The following is an 18,937-nucleotide window of genomic DNA, read 5'->3' on the forward strand; positions in this document are numbered from 1 at the left end:
CGGATGAGAGCAGGCAAGAACAATCAGTCAATCGCAATTGTGTCGGTACCTTCCGAGGTCAGGAAAGATCGGGCTGGCAAGTTGAATGACCCCGCACCTTTCAAGGCTTCTGCAGAAAGTCTGGCCAAACGCCTGGCAGCCCGCGGAAACGTCAAAGTTCAAACATTCAGTACGCTGGGCAAGGCCAATCTTGAGGGTGTGCTCCATGAGGTGGCCCGGCAGACCAACAACGATTTTCAAAAGCTGTATCTGATGTTGCACGGCAATGACCAGGCGGTCGAATTGCACAACGGTCGAAGCGTGGGGCCAGAGGCTTTTGCGGACACACTGATTTCAGGATTGGGTTGGAAAAACAAATTAACCCACTACTTGAATACAACCAGACCTGGTGCAGGTGTGGCTCATAAGGTATCGCCCATGGTGTTGAATTTGCGCCTTCTGTCTTGTCTTACAGGCTGGCAGGCCCATGCGCAAGGTGGCCAAAGCCCTCAAAGTTTTGCACTGAACATGATCAATCACATGGCCCAGTGGTTAAAGGGTGAAGTGTCAGATTTTTCTTCCAGCGCAGGGCTGTCCAACTCCGAAAAAAAACAGTGGCAGTTCGACATTGAAGTCAGGATCAAGGCGCCAAGGGGTTGGAATGTGGTGTTGCAAGACGGTCACAATATTTCTTATTGGGTGCCCAATTCACAGGCCGGCCGGGTTGATCGCCAGTTTGCCCGCAAGTTCGACACCATTCATTCCAAGAGCGATGCCCACCAGTTGCTGGGTGATGTGGTGCTGCCCGAAGAAGAAAAGTCCCAGGTGAATGTACTGTCTGTTTCAAAGTACGCCAATCAACGGGTGCAAGTGGACATTCAAACCCGTTGATTGCTTGAGTTCAATTCAAATGACGAGTTTCGGGCCTTTCAATGATGCTGGATGTACTTTTGAAATGCAGTCCCCAATCGGCCTGACCGCAGGTTTTGATCAAAAGGTCTGCAAACCCATGCTGGAGTTGTTCAGCCATTCGCATCTCGAACCCTTTGCCAGTGCCTGCCACCAGCTTTAGCACCAGATCGGTGTTGTGCGCTTCGCCGCTGGGTCTCAATTCAATCTGGGTAATCAGCAGCGGGTCAGCACCCAGCGGTGTTGTGGTGTTCTTGTCTTGAAACGGGCTTTTGAAGTCGGCTGAATACAAAGACACTTCTCTGCTCATTTCCAATAGGGCTTTGCGTCCCTCGTCGTTCAGTGGGCGGTCACTGGCCAGCAATTTCTGCATCATTTCATCGAGGCTGGGAATCAGCATGCGGACCATTCTGCGCGTGAGCCACACACGAACTTCCTGATTCTCGGCTGAATTGATCCGCATTAAGATTCGATCGTGTTCGGGTGCGTAAGCCACCTGAAGTTGTTTGATTTGCATGTTCAATTGCCAGGAAAGGGTACTTACCATTTGTGTTTGGGGCCACCTTGAAAACTGGGTGTTCGTCCACACATACATTGCAAGAGTATTGTGACTCAAAACTGTCAGGAAGGGTTTGCACACATGCGTTTAGATCGCCTCACCACCAAGTTTCAGGAAGCCTTGTCCGACGCGCAAAGTTTGGCCGTCGGCAAAGACAACCCCACCGTGGAGCCAGCGCACGTTCTCTTGGCCATGCTCAAGCAAGGCGAGGGGTCGGTGCGCGGTGTTATCAGCAAGGCGGGCGGCAATCCGCAGGTATTGATCAAGGGCGTGGAAGGCGAGGTCAACAACCTGCCGCAGGTGGCCAACAATGCAGGCCAAATCCAGATTGGCAGCAAATTGCAGGCGGCACTGAATCTGACCGACAAGGAAGCGCAGAAGCGCGGTGATAAATTCATCGCCAGTGAACTTTTTTTGCTGGCCTGCCTTCAGGAAAGCACTGGCTTGGCCAAGGTCATGAAAGAAGCCGGGCTGAATGCCCAATCCTTGAATAGCGCGATTGAACAGGTACGTGGTGGCGCAGCTGTAGACAGCGCCGAGGGCGAAAGCCAGCGTGAGTCCCTGAAAAAATACACCATTGACCTGACAGAACGGGCGCGCCTGGGCAAGTTGGACCCCGTGATTGGTCGAGACGATGAAATTCGCCGTGCCATTCAGATTTTGCAGCGCCGAACCAAGAACAACCCGGTGTTGATCGGCGAGCCCGGTGTGGGCAAAACGGCAATTGTGGAAGGCCTGGCCCAACGCATTGTGAATGGCGAGGTGCCCGAGAGTTTGAAAAACAAGCGTGTGCTGGTATTGGACATGGCCTTGTTGCTGGCCGGTGCGAAATACCGTGGCGAGTTTGAAGAGCGTCTGAAAGCCGTCTTGAAAGATGTGGCAGCTGATGAAGGCCAGACCATTGTGTTCATCGACGAAATTCACACCATGGTGGGTGCAGGAAAGGCCGAAGGTGCCATTGATGCAGGCAACATGTTGAAGCCTGCGCTGGCCCGCGGCGAGCTTCACTGCATTGGTGCCACCACGCTGGACGAATACCGCAAATACATTGAAAAAGACGCTGCGCTTGAACGCCGTTTCCAGAAAGTGCTGGTGGGCGAACCTTCCGTGGAAAGCACCATTGCCATTTTGCGTGGCTTGCAGGAGCGCTATGAACTGCACCACGGCGTGGAGATTACCGACCCTGCCATTGTGGCCGCTGCCGAGCTTTCACACCGTTATATCACCGACCGTTTTTTGCCAGACAAAGCGATTGACCTGATCGACGAAGCGGCTGCACGGGTCAAAATGGAAATCGACTCAAAGCCCGAGGAAATGGACAGGCTGGATCGACGCATCATTCAACTCAAGATTGAACGTGAAGCGGTAAAACGCGAAAAAGACGACGCCTCGAAAAAGCGCCTGGCCCTGATTGAAGAAGAAATCACACGCCTTGAACGCGAGTACGCAGACCTGGACGAAATCTGGAAATCCGAGAAAGCAGCAGTGCAGGGCAGTGCCGCCATCAAGGAAGAAATTGATCACATTCGCGCTGAAATTGAGCAATGGAAGCGTAAAGGCGATTGGCAAAAAGTGTCAGAGCTGCAATACGGCCAGTTGCCAGCGCTTGAGAAAAAGCTCAACGATGTGAAGGAAAACGAGGGTGGTGTCCAGAAACCCAACCGTTTGCTGCGCACCCAGGTGGGCACTGAAGAAATTGCAGAAGTGGTCAGCCGTGCCACGGGTATTCCTGTTAGCAAGATGTTACAGGGTGAGCGTGACAAGTTGCTGCAAATGGAAGCGGCACTCCACATGCGTGTGGTTGGGCAGGACGAAGCAGTGACGCTGGTTTCAGACGCCATTCGCCGTTCACGCGCAGGGCTTTCCGACCCTAACAAGCCTTTGGGTTCTTTCCTTTTCCTGGGCCCAACGGGTGTGGGTAAAACCGAGCTGTGCAAGGCACTGGCCGGATTCCTGTTTGATTCCGAAGACCATCTGATTCGCATCGATATGAGCGAATTCATGGAAAAGCACACGGTCAGCCGCCTGGTGGGTGCGCCCCCCGGTTATGTGGGTTACGACGAAGGCGGTTACTTGACCGAGGCTGTTCGCAGAAAACCTTACAGCGTGATTTTGCTGGACGAAGTGGAGAAAGCCCATCCAGATGTATTCAACGTATTGCTCCAGGTGCTGGACGATGGTCGTTTGACCGATGGGCAGGGCCGAACCGTGGACTTTAAAAACACAGTGATCGTGATGACATCCAATTTGGGTTCTCATGAAATTCAGCGTTTGTCAGGTCAAAGCGGTGAAGTCATCAAGGCGGCGGTCATGGAAGAAGTCAAAGTTCATTTCCGGCCTGAGTTCATTAACCGGGTGGATGAGCTTGTCGTTTTTCACGCGCTGGACAATGCGCACATTGCCAACATTGCCCGAATCCAGTTGCAGCGTTTACAACAGCGTTTGATCAGCCGCGACATGCGGCTGGAAGTCAGCGATGCGGCCTTGGCCGAAATCGTCAAGTCCGGATTTGATCCCTTGTATGGTGCGCGGCCGTTGAAGCGAGCCATTCAGCAAATCATTGAAAACCCGGTATCGAAAATGATACTGGAAGGCAAGTTTGGGCCGAATGATGTGGTTCCGGTGGACTTCAAGGATGGGGCATTCACATTTGAACGCGTAGTGCATTAAGCGAAGTCACAATTGCTTCACTTCGGACTTTAAAGCCTCGCCATGTCACTTTGGCTTGCACATCGAAGCCTCGCCACGTCACTTATCCCGACGGCGTCGCTTCGTACTTCGAAGCCTCGTCATGTCACTTGTCCCGACAGCCCCGCCCAACGTGAAGGTTCAGGCGGTGGCCGTTCTTCTCCCACCTTGCAATGGATACCGCAAACGCTAACGCGTCTTGCGGAGCCGCTTCGCGTCTAATCCATTGCCAGGTGGAGAACGGCGGGCGGGCCTTGAATGTCGGGACCAAGTGACATTGGCAAGGCTTCTCGCGCGAAGACAACAGTGACGTGCCACTGACGGTGCTGTTGGCTGCCGACTGCTGCTGAGAGCTTGCATGCGAGACTGGATTTGATCAAGCTGCTGCGGACTTGGCGGACTTGGCGGACTTGGCGGACTTGGCGGACTTGGCGGACTTGGCGGACTTGGCGGACTTGGCGGACTTGGCGGACTTGGCGGACTTGGCGGACTTGGCGGACTTGGCGGACTTGGCGGACTTAGCGCGTCGCCAGCGGTGTTGGCTCACTGTGCGGTGTTGCGATCATTCTGCCGATTCAGGTGGGCTTCCCGCTTGATGCGCAGTCGAGGGGCGATTCCGCAGGAAGCGATGCGAATACGCCCTTGGCGTTTCGCATGCCCCGAGCCAGCAATCAATAAGGGATTAGAGCCCGCCAAGGCGGGATGATGCGACACGCGCAGTGAGCAATAACAAGCTGCAGAGTAGCCCGCCAAGGCGGAATGACGCGACACGCACAATAAGCATCAACAAGCCGCGGTGAGCATCAGCAAATCGCTCAATGCGCCGCAGCGTACATTGCCTCGCCAGCCTCAACCGGGTTCCCAGTCTTGTTGAACACTTCCAGCCAAACGCCGTAGTTGTGCACCGTTGGGTCTTGCCAGGGATGAAAACCCGGTTTGAAATAATTCAAAAGCTTGGGCAGCAAGCTGCTGTACAAGCCTTTTGGTCCAAGCAGCCAAACTAGGCCCTTGCTGTACATCTTGAAACGGGTCCAGCCTTTGAATCCATCAGTTCCCAGAATGATCCAGGTGAATACCAACGTGTGCAAAGTGAAATTGAACATGGCGTGTGCCATGGCCAGGCAGCGCTTGAAATAACCGACCTTGGCCACTTTTTGCAACACGTCAAACGCCACAGCTTTGTGTTCCATTTCTTCAATCGCATGCCAGGCCAGCATGGCGCGCACGCGGTGGTCGGCACCTGCCATTACCTCTTTTCGTGCAAAAAACATTTCTGCCATCATGGCGGTGAAATGTTCCAGCGCAGCAGTCACGGCCAGGTTGTATTCAGGCGACAGCACCTTCAGTCTGCGGTTCATGATCTTGGTGATCACATGCAACATCTTGTCCACTGGCACGCCTTGCTTCTTCAACCGCTGGTTGTAGTCGGTGTGCACCTTGCCGTGTTGGCCTTCCTGAAAAGAAAAATCTTTCACCGCTTTCAGCAATTCGGGGTCCGTGATCTTTTCTTTGAAGTTGCGCACGCTGGAGATGAAGTAGCGTTCGCCATCCGGAAAACTCATCTGCACCCCATCGATCACCCGGGTCTTGAAGGCATCGCCGTCCATCCAGTATTTGGGAATGTCCGCATCCATGATGCCAAAGTCCAGGTCTTTGCGAACCACGATGTCTTCTTTGAACGATGTTGTTGTCATTGCCGTCTCCTGCTGCATTGTGTGATTAAAGATTACAGAAACAGCCCGGCACACGATATGATTTGAAATGACAAAAAAGGAAGAATTCGCGACATATTGTGCGAAAAGGGTGTCTGGAGACGACAGTGGAAACCATCAACTTTCAAATGCTTGCCAGCTTGGCCAATGCAGCGAGGCGGTGCGACATTGACCTCAATGGCGTCATGCAGGAACTCAAGCTTGAAATTGACATGAGTGGCGACCCCCGAAGGCGAATGTCACTGTCCTGCTTTAATTCCCTGTTCAATGCAGTGAATGTTCGAAAGCCAAGCCACCACTTTCCCTTGGTGTTTGGCGATTCGTTCAACTTCGATGGGCTTCCCGAGTTGGCTACTTTTGTCACCAGCGCCTCTACCCCGCAAGAGGCCATGCGTGTACTGGATTGGTCGCCCAAACTGCTGCATCCCAACCTGTATTTCAAAACCCTGAATCTTGGTCAGGAATTGGCTCTGGAGGTTTCAGTTTCCGACCCTGCCGGTGTTCACACTGACTTGCCAGGTTTTGTGGAGGCCTCCCTGTCTGCCGTCCTGAAGTTCATCCGCTTGCTAAGCCCACATGAACAGCTGATCAAGCGCGTGGAGTTCAAACACACTGCATCGGCTAGTCTTGAGGAATATCAAGCCCTTTTGAAAACCAAGGTGCTCTTTGAGCAAGGTCACAACCGGCTGGTCGTTGATTCCTCGGCATTAGACCGCCCCTTGCCGGGCGGCATACCCTCTGCCCATCACAAGGCGCAAGCGGTCATTCTGGATCGTCTGCTTCCGGATGTGGAGGAGCAGACCCTTGATTGCCAAATTCGCCGCTTGTTGAAGTCTCGCCTCAGCTTATTGGGTTCTCCGCTGGAACATATCGCCGAAGCCCTGGATATTCACCCACGAACCCTGCAGCGCCGGTTAAAGACTGAAGGCAAATCGTATGCTGACCTCTTGAGTTCAGTGCGCCATGAGCTCGCCTGTGAAATGCTAAAGGGCTCGGTAATGGACATTGAAACCATTGCCGCCAATCTAGGCTATTCCGACCGTCGAAGCTTCACCAGTGCCTTTGTCAAGTGGCAAGGGTTATCGCCCCGGGAGTTCAGAAATCAGCAAACTTGAGGCGGTCGCCGGTTCAATCACACCCGAATTTCGTGGTTAAATTTTGAAATTCATTGTGATACGGAGTTTTGCATGATCCCCACCACCGACATTTGCGACGCCAACGAAGACAAAATCGCAGCCGGCACCTTGCGTGTGGTTGCCCCTATATTCAAAAGCTGGGGAAAAAGTACCCAGTTCATGGGGCAGGCCCACACCCTCAAAGTATTCGAAGACAATTCCCTGGTTCGCAGCGCGCTGGAAAAGGACGGACGGGGTAAAGTGCTGGTGGTGGATGGCGGCGGAAGTACCCGCTGTGCGCTTGTCGGTGGAAACCTTGGCCTGTTGGCAGACAAAAACAACTGGGCAGGTATCGTAGTTTATGGCTGTGTGCGTGACACCCTGGAACTGAATTCATGCCAAGTGGGTATTCGTGCCTTGGCGGCCCACCCGATGAAAAGTCAGAAAAGGGGTGTCGGGCATGAAAATATTGATGTGGCGTTAGATTTCACAGTGGTTCGTCCTGGTGACTGGGTGTATGTCGATGAAGACGGTGTCCTGATTTCAGACACCAATCTGATCTGATGGGCAATGTGCACTTGCATGGTTTAGAGCATGTCCTCTTTTTCATTTAGAGAAAATGTATTTCGCATCGTGAATAAATAAGCCTAAGTTATTGATTATTAACGATACGAAAAAAAGTCTTGTATAAGATATAACTCTTGTTGCTCTGCGAAATGATCTGTAAGATACGGTCATCACCTGATCGATACCACTTGCCTTAGTGATACCGCGGTAATAAACGCTGGCACGGCAAGATAACCATCAAGCGAACCGTTTTCTTTTTCTCTATTGCCTTTGAGGACATCACCATGAAAACTTTTGACCAACAGGTTCAAGAACTGAACAAAGACTGGGAAACCAACCCACGTTGGAAACTGGTAAAGCGCGGCTACAAGGCCGAAGACGTAGTACGTCTGCGCGGCTCACTGCAGCCTGAGTACACACTGGCCAAGCGCGGTGCGGAAAAGCTGTGGGAAAAAGTAAACGGTACAGCCAAGAAAGGCTATGTAAACGCGTTTGGCGCGATCACTGCTGGTCAAGCCATGCAGCAAGCCAAAGCCGGCTTGGAAGCTGTGTACCTGTCAGGCTGGCAAGTTGCTGCTGACGGCAACAGCTCCGAAACAATGTACCCAGACCAGTCTCTGTACGCATACGATTCAGTGCCAAAAATGGTTCGTCGTATCAACAACACATTCCAGCGCGCTGACGAAATTCAGTGGAAGAACATTTGCGACGGCAAGATGAAGTCCGAAGACGCAATCGACTACTTCCTGCCTATCGTTGCTGACGGTGAAGCCGGTTTCGGTGGTGTTCTGAACGCCTACGAATTGATGAAGAACATGATCGCCGCTGGTGCAGCTGGTGTTCACTTCGAAGACCAATTGGCCGCTGTAAAGAAGTGTGGTCACATGGGTGGCAAGGTTCTGGTTCCAACTGCTGAAGCCATTCAAAAGCTGATTTCCGCACGTTTGGCCGCTGACGTAATGGGCGTTCCTTCAATCGTGTTGGCCCGTACCGATGCTGAAGCTGCAAACCTGTTGACTTCTGATTTCGATGCAAACGACCAGCCATTCCTGACTGGCGAGCGCACTCCTGAAGGCTTCTACCGCGTCAAGAACGGTCTGGAACAAGCGATTTCCCGTGGTATCGCCTACGCCCCTTACGCTGACTTGGTATGGTGTGAAACAGGTACCCCTGACATCGGTTTTGCCCGTGAATTCGCGCAAGCCGTTCTGGAAAAGAACCCAGGCAAGCTGTTGAGCTACAACTGCTCACCTTCTTTCAACTGGAAGAAAAACCTGAACGACAGCCAGATCGCTTCTTTCCAGGAAGACCTGTCAGCGCTGGGCTACAAGTACCAGTTCATCACATTGGCCGGTATCCACGTCAACTGGTACAACACATTCAAGTTCGCAAATGCTTACGCACAAGGCGAAGGCATGAAGCATTATGTAAATATGGTACAAGAACCTGAGTTCGCAGCACGCGAACAGGGTTATACTTTCGTATCACATCAGCAGGAAGTTGGCGCAGGTTACTTCGATGACGTAACAACTGTGATCCAGGGTGGTGCCTCTTCAGTAACAGCCTTGAAAGGCTCTACAGAAGAAGAGCAGTTCCACTGATCTGTTGGTTGAACTGAATTTGTCGGCAATCTTGGCAGTCTCCCACCCCAGGAGGGGTGGATAGGTTGACCGACGGAGGGGGAGAGGAGACAAGCTCAATAATTCCAAATCAGAGTATTTTTCCCCTTGCTGGGCCTTTACAAAAGGCCCAACAGCGAGTGCTGAAGCCCGGTAAGAAACTTGCCGGGCTTTTTATTTGGCTCGCGTCAATGCAATTTGTTCTTCAGGATGTCGTGCACCATGGCGTCACTCAGCGTGTCTTCCCAGCGATACACCCGCACATCTGAAATTGCATTCAGCAATTGTTTTTCTTCCTTTGAATAAGCCTGCACAAAAACGCGAATAGCCGGGTTCAGCATTTTCGCGTTTTCGATCATTTGTGTCAGCCCGGGCGTGTCCCCGGTCGCAATGACCAGGCAATCGGCATTGCTCACGTGCGCCTGCACCAACGTAACGGGGTCCGCGTATTCGCCTGAAACAGCAGCAATCTCATTCTTGCGCAGCTTGGCCACTACTTCCCGACTGGTGTCGACAATGACATGGGGGACATCACGGCTTTTCAACGACTGCGCAATCCGTTTGCTCAACTCGGTGTGCCCCACCAGCACCACATGCCCGCCCAGAAAGCGTCCGTCAGTTTGCTGCGGCAGCTCTTCCATGGTGTGGCTTCTTGCATTCAGATTGCGCACCCATTGGAATTTCGAAACCATCAGGTCATTCAATTTGGGTACCATCGAAAACACAACCGGGTTCAGGGCAATCGACAGAATTGCCCCTGAGACGACAAGGCTTTGAACCTCAAGTGTGACAAGCCCCAGGTAAAGCCCAAGCCCGATCAGAATGAACGAGAATTCGCCGATTTGCGCCAGGCTTGCCGCAATAATGAGGGCGCTTTTCAACGGGTATTTGAACAATAGAACCAGTGCACCGGCAGCCAGTGACTTGCCCACCACGATAATGGCCACCACCGCCAGCACGCGCAGTGGGTGTTCAACAATCACGTCAAACTGAAACAGCATACCCACAGACACAAAGAACAACACGGCAAAGGCGTCACGCAGCGGCAGGGATTCCTCAGCGGCGCGGTGACTCAATTCCGATTCCCGCATGACCATGCCTGCGAAAAATGCGCCCAAGGCGAACGACACATCAAATAGGCCTGCCGCCACAAAGGCCAGGCTGATTGCCAGTGCAATCACTGACAAGGTAAACAATTCACGAGAACCGGTTTTGGCAATGTGCCAAAGCATCCAGGGAATCACCCGTTTGCCCACCACCAGCATCAGTCCTACAAACAGGGCAACCTTCACCAAGGTCAGGCCGATGTCAAAAACCAGGTTGGTTTCCGGATCCAGCGTTCCGCCTTTCAAAATACCGGCCAGTGGGGGCAGCAGCACCAGAATCAGCACCATGGCGAGGTCTTCCACAACCAGCCAGCCCACTGCAATTTGTCCATTCGCACTGGTCAGCATGCCACGTGCTTCAAGCGCCTTGAGCAACACCACCGTACTGGCCACCGACAAAGCCAAGCCAAAAACAAGGCTCTGGCCCATTGGCCAGCCCCAGAAGTGCGCCACGCCCATACCCAATAGGGTAGCTGCCCCCATTTGCACAATTGCACCAGGTACCGCAATTTTCTTCACGGCCAGCAGATCTTTCAATGAGAAGTGCATACCCACGCCAAACATCAGCAACATGACACCCACCTCAGCAAGCTGGTTGGTCAATGCCGGGTCAGCTACGAAGCCGGGGGTGGCCGGGCCAATCAGGAAGCCGGCAACCAGATAGCCGAGCAGGGCGGGTGCTTTCAACTTTTCAGCGATGAAACCGAAAATCAGCGCCAAGCCAAAACCAAAGGCAAGTGTGGCGATCAGGGAAACGTCATGTGGCATAGTGGGGGCGATCCTTTTGTTGTTTTTAATGATAGCAAGTGCGTATTGCCCGTGCCCGCCCGATAGACTAATAACAAACCGTTAAGTTTCTTTAAATCTTGATCCTGGCTTCGCATTGCCCGAGTTTTCAGGCTGGATGCCCTTTGATATCCAGCAAGATCTGGATCAACGTTTCTTTCTTGAATGGCTTGATGACGTGCTCGCACATGCCAGCATTCAGGATTTCCAGCCTGTCCTGTTCGCTGGCAGAAGCGGTAACTGCCACAATGGGAGGTGCTTCGTTGCCTAGCAACTTCAAAATCTGGGCTGTAGCTTCATAACCATCCATTTCAGGCATTTGAAGGTCCATCAACACGATGTCGAATTTTTCCGCCAGGCAGGCCGTTACTGCTTCCTTGCCGTTCTCTGCCAAGGTCACGCGTGCCCCCCATTTTTTCAACATTTCCGAGGCCACCATGCGGTTCAGCTTGTGGTCATCTGCCACCAGCACATGCCGGTTCAACATGGGCGGTGTTTCTGGTCCATTTTGAATGGAGGCTGGCTGACTTAACAGCTTCAGGGCTTGTTGGTCTTCGGGTCGCACCTGGAAGTCGGGTTCAATGCAATTCACGGTGAAGTGGAAGGTGGTACCCACGCCGACCGTGCTTTCAACCCAGATGGCGCCACCCATCAGTTCCAACAGATTTTTGCAGATGGACAAGCCCAGACCGGCTCCACCATAACGGCGCGATGAACTGTCATCTACCTGGCTGAATGGCTTGAACAGTTCGGCGCATTGTTCCTTGCTCATGCCGATGCCTGTGTCCTTGACACTGAACTGCAGTTGCTTGCCTTGCTGCACGCTTTGAACCTGCAGGTGAATACGTCCTTTGTCAGTGAATTTCAGGGCGTTTGACAACAGATTGTTCAGGATTTGTGCCAAACGCAGCCTGTCACCTTTCAGGCTGACCGGGCAATTGGCGTCTTTCGTACAGTAAAGCTGAATCGCTTTTTCTTCTGCGCGGTAGGCGAAAAGGTCTGTGGCCTTGCTCAAGACGTGGTCCAGCAGGAATCGACTGGTGCTCAGTTCCAGCTTGTTGGCCTCAACCCGGGAAATGTCCAGAATGTCATTCAGTACATTCAACAGCACATCGGCAGCTGAGCCGATCTTGCTCAGGTAATCACGTTGCCTGGCCTGCAAATCTGTGTCTTCAAGAAGCTGGAGCAAGCCCATGATTGCATTCATTGGGGTGCGAATTTCATGGCTCATGTTGGCCAAAAACGCACCCTTGGCTTTGCTCGCCGCCTCGGCCTGAGCCGTTCTGTCGGTCAGCACCAGATTGATTCGTTCCAGCTCTCGCTGCTGGGCCTTGAAGTCGGTAATGTTGGTTGAGATCGAGAAGAACCCTTCGACTTTTCCGTAGAGCACGTCTGGAATCAAATGCACCAGCATGTCGGCATAGCCACCGGTCAGCAATGGCTTTCTGCGCTCGAACCGCTGTTTTTCCCCTTTTAGCACTCCAAGTACATAGTGATGGTCGTGCAGGAACAACTCTTCACCCAGCACCTTGCGCATGTGTTGACCACGCATTTTGTCGGCTGGAACACTGGACCATTTTTCGTGATTTTTGTTTGCAAAGTGGCAGCGAAGGTCCGTGCTCCAATAGGAAACCAAACCTGGCAAACATTCGGAGAGCGTGCGCAGAAAATGTTCCCGCTCAATCAGGGTTGCCTCATTGCGTTTGCGTTCGGTGATGTCCTGTATCTGGGATATGAAGTAAATGACCCGATTCTTGTCATTTCGCACCGCTGAAACTGACAGGTACGCCCACACCACGTGACCATCCTTGTGAATGTAGCGCTTTTCCAGCTGGTAGTTGTGTCGCCTGCCTTTCAGTACATCGCGAACCAGGTGGGTGTGTTGCCGGGTGTCCTGTGGGTGGGTAATCGCGTCGAAACTGAAGCCAAGCAGTTCAGATTCGCTGTAGCCCAGAATATCCGACAACGCCCTGTTGACCTGCAAAAATTTCCCGTTGCAGTTCAGCATGGCCATGCCAATCGCCGCCCATTCAAATGAGGTACGGAAGCGCTCTTCAGCATCTCGCAGTGCGTTCTCAAACTCTCGTTGAACGGTGACGTCCACATTCACGCCAATCACGCGGTCGGGGGCTCCTTGGGCGTCTCGGTGTGTTTTGGCTCGCGCTTGAATGTGCCGAACGCGACCATCGCTGACCCTGCGGATACTGAAGTTGAATTCCAGCCCGTTTTTGTTTTTTTCTGCGTCGGCCAGCACATTTTTCAGTTTGTCCACGTCTTCAGGCAACACGTGACCAAGCCATTCTTGAAAGGTGATCAACTCGCTTTCGTCGCCTACGCCATAAATAGTGCGCATGGCCTTGTCCCAACGAAGCAACCGGTCTTTGATCGTGTATTCCCACACGCCAATATCGGCACTTTCCGTAGCCAACTGAAAACGCTCATCGTTGAACTGCTTTTCTTCCAGCGCTTTCTGTTTAGCTGCAAGTTGTCTTGCCTGGTGATTCACATTGGCTTTCACCAAGAGCAAGGCCAGTCCGCAAAAAGCGAGATAGGCCGTCAACATGCCCACGGTGTCGTCTTGCCACTGCGCGTGCAGTGGACTGGCGTCTGCCCAGGTCACCAGGTGAAGTGGAATCTGGATGTCCATTTCAGGTGGAACACTCAGCACTTCACTGGCAAAAAAGTGATCAGAGAATATCTCTGAATCAGTTTTCTGGGTGGGGTTGCCGAATTGGGTCACCTTTACATCCAGTACTTCCGCAAGCTTTGGCTCAATAATCAATATCGAACCGTCTTCAAAAGCCAGACCGGTTTTGATGTTTTCATTCAACTTCAGGTGCCGGAACTTTTCCTGCACATACACTGGATCGACACGCCCTTGAAGTACGCCAAGTACTTCCCCGCTGTTGCTTTTCACTTGGTAGTTGAGCACGAGGACCAACTCTTGAGTCGAAGTGAACCGCTTGGAGAAGGAGACGAGTCTGGCGTTGTGGTCGTGTGTGGACTTGGGGGTGAAAACAGCTTGTGTGTCAATCAATTCGCGGTCTGCGCTGGTTTGTGCAAGCACCTGCCCTGAAATGTCTCGGGTCAGTATTGTTTTCATCCCTGGCAGGGCACTATTGATCAGCTCAAGCCGTTTGCTGATTTCAAGATGATTTCCGGAAGAAATCTGATCGGCCATCTGAATGGATGCCGCGTCAAAAGATCGAATGACTGCAACCAGCTCATCATTGAGTATGTTGTGCAACAGGCGTAGCTGTGTTTGTGAACTGTCTTTGACCGACTGATCGATTCGACGCAGGTCTGTTAGTGCGATTGCAAGCAACGCGAGGCCGAGCATGCACAGCAGCGCGCTTGCTAAAGTCCATTGGTAGCGGTTTTTGCGGATAGTCACACGAAATAGCCTGCGGCAAAGGTAAAAGTTGTTGGTTCATCGGGCATAGCGACCCATCAACATTGTGGCCTACCAAATTTCGGGGGTATTCAAGGATAAAGGGGGCCTTTCCCCACCTTATTGGAATCAAGTTTCACGCATCCCAATAGGATTCAACGCTGTAGCGGGTTTTGAGGAAGTCAATCCAGAGGCGAAGCCGCAGGGGAAGGTATTTCCTGTCCGGGAAAACGGCAAAGATTGCATTGGGTGGTGCCACAAAATCATCCAGCACGGACACAAGCCGACCACTTTTCAAATGTTGTTGCACTTCCCAACGACTTCGCCAGGCCAGCCCGGCATCGTTCAAAATCCAGTCCAGAATGGATGAACCATCGTTGCAAGCCAAGTTGCCGCTGACACGAATAGGCGTGGCTGCGCCGTCGATTGTAAACAGCCAGCCACTGGGTGCACCCGAGCTGACCAGATTAAGGCAGTTGTGGGCATTCAAGTCCTGGGGGTGCTTCGGTACCCCGTGTTGTCGAAGGTAATTCGGGCTGGCCACCACAAGCCGTTGATTCTCGGCCAATTTCACCCCGATCAGGCTGGAGTCGGGTAAAACCCCGATGCGCACGGCACAGTCCATGTTTTCATTGAGCAGATCCACCACGCGATCGGACAGATCAAGCGACACCGTCACCTCCGGATGTTCACGTACAAATTCATGCACAAGGGGCGCCACATGTTGCCGACCAAACCCACCTGGTGCCGAAATACGCAAGTGTCCGCTGGCTTTGATTCCACCCAGGCTGACGCTGGCCTCAGCGTTGGACAGGTCATTCAGGATCCGTTGACAGTCTTCAAGGAAAGCGGCGCCTTCGTGGGTCAGGCTCAGCGAGCGAGTGCTGCGCTGCAGCAATTTCACCCCCAGGCGAGCTTCCAATGCGTCAAGCCTGCGGCTAATGACTGCAGGCGCCACGCCTTCATCTCTGGCTGCTGAAGACAGGCTTCCTTTGCTGGCTACCGAAGCAAATGTCGTGATTTGTTTGAAATGATCCATCTTGAGTAGTGCTATCCCTCTATAGAGTTAGGTGAAACCACGTTTTTTGTCAATGTGACAGTTTCGTGGCAATTTAAGAAAAAATATAGACCTGTTTCTCCTTTGGCTTGACACATTGAAACAAGACAGAAGGATGTTGTAATGGCCAATTGCCAATCAATTGCACCAAAAAATAGCGGTGGCGGTGGAGATGTTTTTTCACTGAACAGAACGACTGCGCACATCACACGCAGGGCCAATTTCAAGCAAATTGCCCCAGGCTTTGTAGCCAAAAAAACGGTAATGAACCGGATTCGCACTGTTATTGATGGCAATACTGCGGTAGATCGCTACCGACGTTGTGCCTTTGAGGGTAGTCAACGGGTTACGGCTGCAATATTGTCCGAGCAATACAGGGCAGATGTATCCAGCCCGGACGACTCCGTCGAACTGGATTTGACCAATAACGACCATGTCAAAAACCGTTTTTGGCGTCAAGACAATATTCGGTTTAACAAGGCGGTACGCACTGATTCCAAAAACGGAACCTTGTCCAAACATGGTAAATGGGCCATGCGGTTTTCTCGCTGGGCTCACCATGCCAATGGCATTACAGAGCTCGGTGCTGCGCCCACCGGCATGACTCAAAAGTGCATCAAAATAATGTCCAATCCAAAGTTTGACGACAAAACCGAGCGTGGTCATTGGCGAATTTTCGGCTCACTGTTTGCGGTTTTCACTACGGTGACACTAACGGGTAAATTTCTTAGCGAAACCTTGGGAAGAATGGGTACCTGGGCGTCAGCTTCTCTTCAAAAAGATGCGTCATTTTTGGCGGCATCGTTCAGTACAATCGCCGCCGCGGCTTCCTTGTTTTCTCTTGCTTTTGCTGGCTGCAGCGCGATTGCAGCGGCCAAAGCTCCGTTAGATAAAAGGCTCGTGGATAGCATTCAAGGTAACAAAAGCAAGCACATTGAAAGGCTTTACCTGATTTTGAACGATGCAAAGAACAAGCCCACGGCCCAAACATTGTTGATGAAAGCCATGAAACGCGGCGTAGGCAAAGACTATCGCCTGTCGGATAAAACCCCGATCCTGCTTCATCGATTGATGTCTGATGTAAAAGCAGCAGACTCTCACACAGTTGCCATACAGGCCATGGAAAAAACAATTGGTTCGTACCTGACTGAGGTCGACCCCACAGGTTGCACCACTGGGGAATTGTTGGATCCCAAAACCAGCAACTCTGAGCTGTTACGGCGAGAAAATCATCTGGTTGCATTGACCAATCTGATTGAGCACTCTGCAATCGATGGCAACAAAGACGCCATTTTTCGGGATACTCGCAACTCCATCGAACGAGGTTTCGAAAAGCTGCACGAAGGAGCACCTGAGAAAAGATTGGGCTGCAAACTGCTGAAGTTCATTGGTGCTAATAAAATAGCCGAACGTGCGGCTTTGAAAGCAAGCCCGGAGTATCTGGAAATGAAAGAGGCGCGTCGAAAAAACCCGCTCTTTGCTCACAAGTACTATCGTTCAGCCCAGAACATTCTGGACAAGTCACATCAATATGGCCCTGTAACCGTATATCTCACCCGAGCTGCAGAATTTTGTAGGGTGGTTAATCACAGCATTTTGTTGTCGTTCAACTACCAGTTAACTCGCCCAATTGCGTGGCTTAGCGGTCGCATCACTGAAGGGGCACTGAAAATACCCAATTCCCGATGCACCAGTTTCAGCATTGGGCGTTTTTTATCAAGTGCAACTTGGGCAGTTGTGGAGGTTTTGGTGTTTATGAGCCTTGCGAGGGGCGACGGCATCGGTTTCAATGGCCGAGAGGCTGATACTGCCGTCAAGTTTCCTCTGCACATTCCTGTGGGCACCGTCAGTATTCCAATATCCATTATCAGTACAGCAGCACAAATGTTGGTGGTGGCTGTTCCGGCATTGATATTCATGGGTGCTGCGAAAATTGCTTTGGAAATTGAGGGTTGGAAAGGAAATGTGGAAAGGTCGACCCAGAATCTTCATAAGAGGCGCCAAGTCATGGAAGGATGGTCATGAAACCGTTTAGGATATAAAAAAAGCCGCCCTAAGGCGGCTTTTTTTCACAGACGCGTGAATTACAGCGCTGTTACGTTTTCAGCTTGTGGGCCTTTCTGACCTTGAGTCACAGTGAAAGACACTTTCTGGCCTTCAGCCAAGGTTTTGAAGCCGTTGCCCTGAATGGCGCTGAAGTGTACGAACACGTCAGGACCGTTTTCACGGGAAATGAAGCCAAAGCCTTTGGATTCGTTGAAAAATTTAACTTGACCGGTTACGGTATCAGACATAGCAATATCCTGGATTTCTGAATTGAACAAAATAGCTAAAAAACTGGGTGAAATTCGAGAAACAGAACTATTGCTTAAGCGGTTTGCCTGAATTGAACTGACCTGAAGTAGCGCCAAATTTTTTTTGCTGAAGTCAGTTTAGGCTTTTCCCACGCTATGTCAAGCACCATTTTCGATTCAGTCACTTTTTCTTCATATTTCTTTTATAGATCTGTCACGTCCAGTCCGTAGATTTCGTGTCATCGAAATGAAAAACGGATCAGGTTATGGACGCAATCAAGCACGAACTCAGCAAACAAGACGCCTTGCGCAATGCGGTGTACCTTAGCAGCCCCGCTCGCGCACAGGGGCCGTCACTTGAGGTTTGCTTGGCTAAAACCGCTGCTGAAGTACTTGAGGCCCAGAAGCTGCGATTTAATATATTTTCTGAAGAATATGGTGCGGACTTGGGCACCAACGGCATTGATCACGATGTGTTTGATGCGTATTGCGATCACTTGTTGGTCAGAAACAGCCAAACGGGTGAGGTGGTCGGCACGTACCGAATTCTTGCCCCAGAAAACGCCGCACGTTTGAAATGCTGGTATTCCGAAACCGAGTTTTTCATGAATCGCATTGAGCGTTTGCGCAAAAGCACCGTGGAAGTAGGGCGTTCCTGTGTGCACCCTGAATACCGCAATGGTGCGGCCATCATGCTGCTGTGGAGCGGTATTGCCCAGTACATGAAGCATGGCGGCTACAAGCACTTGATCGGCTGTGCCAGCGTGAGCCTTCGCGACGGCGGCCATCAGGCTGCAAGCCTGTTCAAACAGCTTGAGCCCCATCTGGCTGAAGCCAGTTGTCAGGTTTTCCCCAAAAACCGCCTGCCGGTTGAGCGCTTGCGCTGTGATGTGGAAATTGAACCGCCTCCCTTGGTGAAAGGCTACTTGCGCCTGGGTGCGGTGGTGTGCGGCGAACCAGCTTGGGATCCGGATTTCAATACAGCTGATTTCATGATGCTGCTTTCTATTGACCGCATGAGCCCGCGGTATGCGAGGCACTTCGGGTTCATCTAAGTCCGTTGGTTGTACCTGTCTTGGCATCTACGTGCGTGGTTTTGCCTCCTCGGCGTGCCTTGCCCGATTTGGCACGAAAAGCCGCTGATCCCTTTTTGAA

At 51.9% G+C, this 18,937-nt stretch carries 15 protein-coding genes; 7 read left to right on the top strand and 8 right to left on the bottom strand.

The window, feature by feature from the left end; genetic code table 11:
* Window positions 1–3 precede the first annotated feature (3 nt).
* Window positions 4–870: a hypothetical protein gene (locus tag RGQ30_RS05515; protein ID WP_130556875.1), complete on the top strand. Its 867-nt coding sequence runs from the start codon at window positions 4–6 to the stop codon at window positions 868–870.
* A gap of 10 nt (window positions 871–880) precedes the next feature.
* On the opposite strand, the gene RGQ30_RS05520 is transcribed toward RGQ30_RS05515, so the two are convergent.
* Window positions 881–1,405, bottom strand: coding sequence for a hypothetical protein (locus RGQ30_RS05520; RefSeq protein ID WP_298217705.1), 525 nt, complete (start codon window positions 1,403–1,405; stop codon window positions 881–883).
* A gap of 123 nt (window positions 1,406–1,528) precedes the next feature.
* Here RGQ30_RS05520 and clpB point away from each other — a divergent pair, with 123 nt between their 5' ends.
* The gene (gene clpB, locus RGQ30_RS05525; RefSeq protein ID WP_130556873.1) at window positions 1,529–4,117 is read left to right on the top strand and encodes an ATP-dependent chaperone ClpB; all 2,589 of its coding nucleotides are present in this window, start codon (window positions 1,529–1,531) and stop codon (window positions 4,115–4,117) included.
* A 561-nt stretch (window positions 4,118–4,678) separates the two neighbouring features.
* Here clpB and RGQ30_RS05530 read toward each other — a convergent pair.
* Window positions 4,679–4,906: a hypothetical protein gene (locus RGQ30_RS05530; protein WP_130556872.1), complete on the bottom strand. Its 228-nt coding sequence runs from the start codon at window positions 4,904–4,906 to the stop codon at window positions 4,679–4,681.
* 44 nt (window positions 4,907–4,950) lie between these two features.
* On the bottom strand, window positions 4,951–5,829 hold the full coding sequence (locus RGQ30_RS05535; protein WP_338284833.1) for a metal-dependent hydrolase: 879 nt from the start codon (window positions 5,827–5,829) through the stop codon (window positions 4,951–4,953).
* Window positions 5,830–5,954: 125 nt separating this feature from the next.
* Between RGQ30_RS05535 and RGQ30_RS05540 the strand changes: the two genes are divergently transcribed.
* From RGQ30_RS05540 to aceA, 3 genes are all read left to right on the top strand, one after another.
* Window positions 5,955–6,962, top strand: coding sequence for a helix-turn-helix domain-containing protein (locus tag RGQ30_RS05540; protein ID WP_130556870.1), 1,008 nt, complete (start codon window positions 5,955–5,957; stop codon window positions 6,960–6,962).
* 72 nt (window positions 6,963–7,034) lie between these two features.
* On the top strand, window positions 7,035–7,526 hold the full coding sequence (gene rraA / locus RGQ30_RS05545) for a ribonuclease E activity regulator RraA (protein WP_130556869.1): 492 nt from the start codon (window positions 7,035–7,037) through the stop codon (window positions 7,524–7,526).
* Window positions 7,527–7,813: 287 nt separating this feature from the next.
* Window positions 7,814–9,130 (top strand): isocitrate lyase, encoded by a 1,317-nt coding sequence (gene aceA, locus RGQ30_RS05550; RefSeq protein ID WP_298217697.1) that lies wholly within the window; start codon window positions 7,814–7,816, stop codon window positions 9,128–9,130.
* Window positions 9,131–9,336: 206 nt separating this feature from the next.
* Here the strand turns inward: aceA and RGQ30_RS05555 are convergent, their stop codons facing one another.
* The 4 genes from RGQ30_RS05555 to RGQ30_RS05570 form a co-directional block, all read right to left on the bottom strand.
* Window positions 9,337–11,022 (bottom strand): cation:proton antiporter domain-containing protein, encoded by a 1,686-nt coding sequence (locus tag RGQ30_RS05555; RefSeq protein ID WP_130556867.1) that lies wholly within the window; start codon window positions 11,020–11,022, stop codon window positions 9,337–9,339.
* A 127-nt stretch (window positions 11,023–11,149) separates the two neighbouring features.
* Window positions 11,150–14,434, bottom strand: a complete 3,285-nt coding sequence (locus tag RGQ30_RS05560) for a PAS domain S-box protein (RefSeq protein ID WP_130556866.1) — start codon at window positions 14,432–14,434, stop codon at window positions 11,150–11,152.
* A gap of 133 nt (window positions 14,435–14,567) precedes the next feature.
* Window positions 14,568–15,470, bottom strand: a complete 903-nt coding sequence (locus RGQ30_RS05565; RefSeq protein WP_130556865.1) for a LysR family transcriptional regulator — start codon at window positions 15,468–15,470, stop codon at window positions 14,568–14,570.
* Window positions 15,471–15,668: 198 nt separating this feature from the next.
* Window positions 15,669–16,154: a hypothetical protein gene (locus tag RGQ30_RS05570; protein ID WP_130556864.1), complete on the bottom strand. Its 486-nt coding sequence runs from the start codon at window positions 16,152–16,154 to the stop codon at window positions 15,669–15,671.
* A gap of 234 nt (window positions 16,155–16,388) precedes the next feature.
* Here RGQ30_RS05570 and RGQ30_RS05575 point away from each other — a divergent pair, with 234 nt between their 5' ends.
* Window positions 16,389–17,513 (top strand): hypothetical protein, encoded by a 1,125-nt coding sequence (locus tag RGQ30_RS05575; RefSeq protein ID WP_130556863.1) that lies wholly within the window; start codon window positions 16,389–16,391, stop codon window positions 17,511–17,513.
* Window positions 17,514–17,572: 59 nt separating this feature from the next.
* On the opposite strand, the gene RGQ30_RS05580 is transcribed toward RGQ30_RS05575, so the two are convergent.
* Window positions 17,573–17,782: a cold-shock protein gene (locus RGQ30_RS05580; RefSeq protein WP_008251850.1), complete on the bottom strand. Its 210-nt coding sequence runs from the start codon at window positions 17,780–17,782 to the stop codon at window positions 17,573–17,575.
* Between the two features lie 266 nt (window positions 17,783–18,048).
* On the opposite strand from RGQ30_RS05580, the gene RGQ30_RS05585 reads away from it, so the two are divergent.
* A complete protein-coding gene (locus RGQ30_RS05585) occupies window positions 18,049–18,837 on the top strand; it encodes a GNAT family N-acetyltransferase (RefSeq protein WP_130556862.1) in 789 nt (262 codons plus the stop codon).
* The last annotated feature ends 100 nt before the right edge of the window (window positions 18,838–18,937 follow it).

Source organism: Limnobacter thiooxidans (assembly GCF_036323495.1).
Taxonomy (GTDB): domain Bacteria; phylum Pseudomonadota; class Gammaproteobacteria; order Burkholderiales; family Burkholderiaceae_B; genus Limnobacter; species Limnobacter thiooxidans.

Coding starts and splice junctions, on each gene's coding strand:
- RGQ30_RS05515 (WP_130556875.1), top strand. CDS start 4: ATGAGAGCAGGCAAGAACAATCAGTCAATCGCAATTGTGTCGGTACCT.
- RGQ30_RS05520 (WP_298217705.1), bottom strand. CDS start 1,405: ATGCAAATCAAACAACTTCAGGTGGCTTACGCACCCGAACACGATCGA.
- clpB (WP_130556873.1), top strand. CDS start 1,529: ATGCGTTTAGATCGCCTCACCACCAAGTTTCAGGAAGCCTTGTCCGAC.
- RGQ30_RS05535 (WP_338284833.1), bottom strand. CDS start 5,829: ATGACAACAACATCGTTCAAAGAAGACATCGTGGTTCGCAAAGACCTG.
- rraA (WP_130556869.1), top strand. CDS start 7,035: ATGATCCCCACCACCGACATTTGCGACGCCAACGAAGACAAAATCGCA.
- aceA (WP_298217697.1), top strand. CDS start 7,814: ATGAAAACTTTTGACCAACAGGTTCAAGAACTGAACAAAGACTGGGAA.
- RGQ30_RS05555 (WP_130556867.1), bottom strand. CDS start 11,022: ATGCCACATGACGTTTCCCTGATCGCCACACTTGCCTTTGGTTTTGGC.
- RGQ30_RS05565 (WP_130556865.1), bottom strand. CDS start 15,470: ATGGATCATTTCAAACAAATCACGACATTTGCTTCGGTAGCCAGCAAA.
- RGQ30_RS05570 (WP_130556864.1), bottom strand. CDS start 16,154: ATGACCACGCTCGGTTTTGTCGTCAAACTTTGGATTGGACATTATTTT.
- RGQ30_RS05580 (WP_008251850.1), bottom strand. CDS start 17,782: ATGTCTGATACCGTAACCGGTCAAGTTAAATTTTTCAACGAATCCAAA.
- RGQ30_RS05585 (WP_130556862.1), top strand. CDS start 18,049: ATGGACGCAATCAAGCACGAACTCAGCAAACAAGACGCCTTGCGCAAT.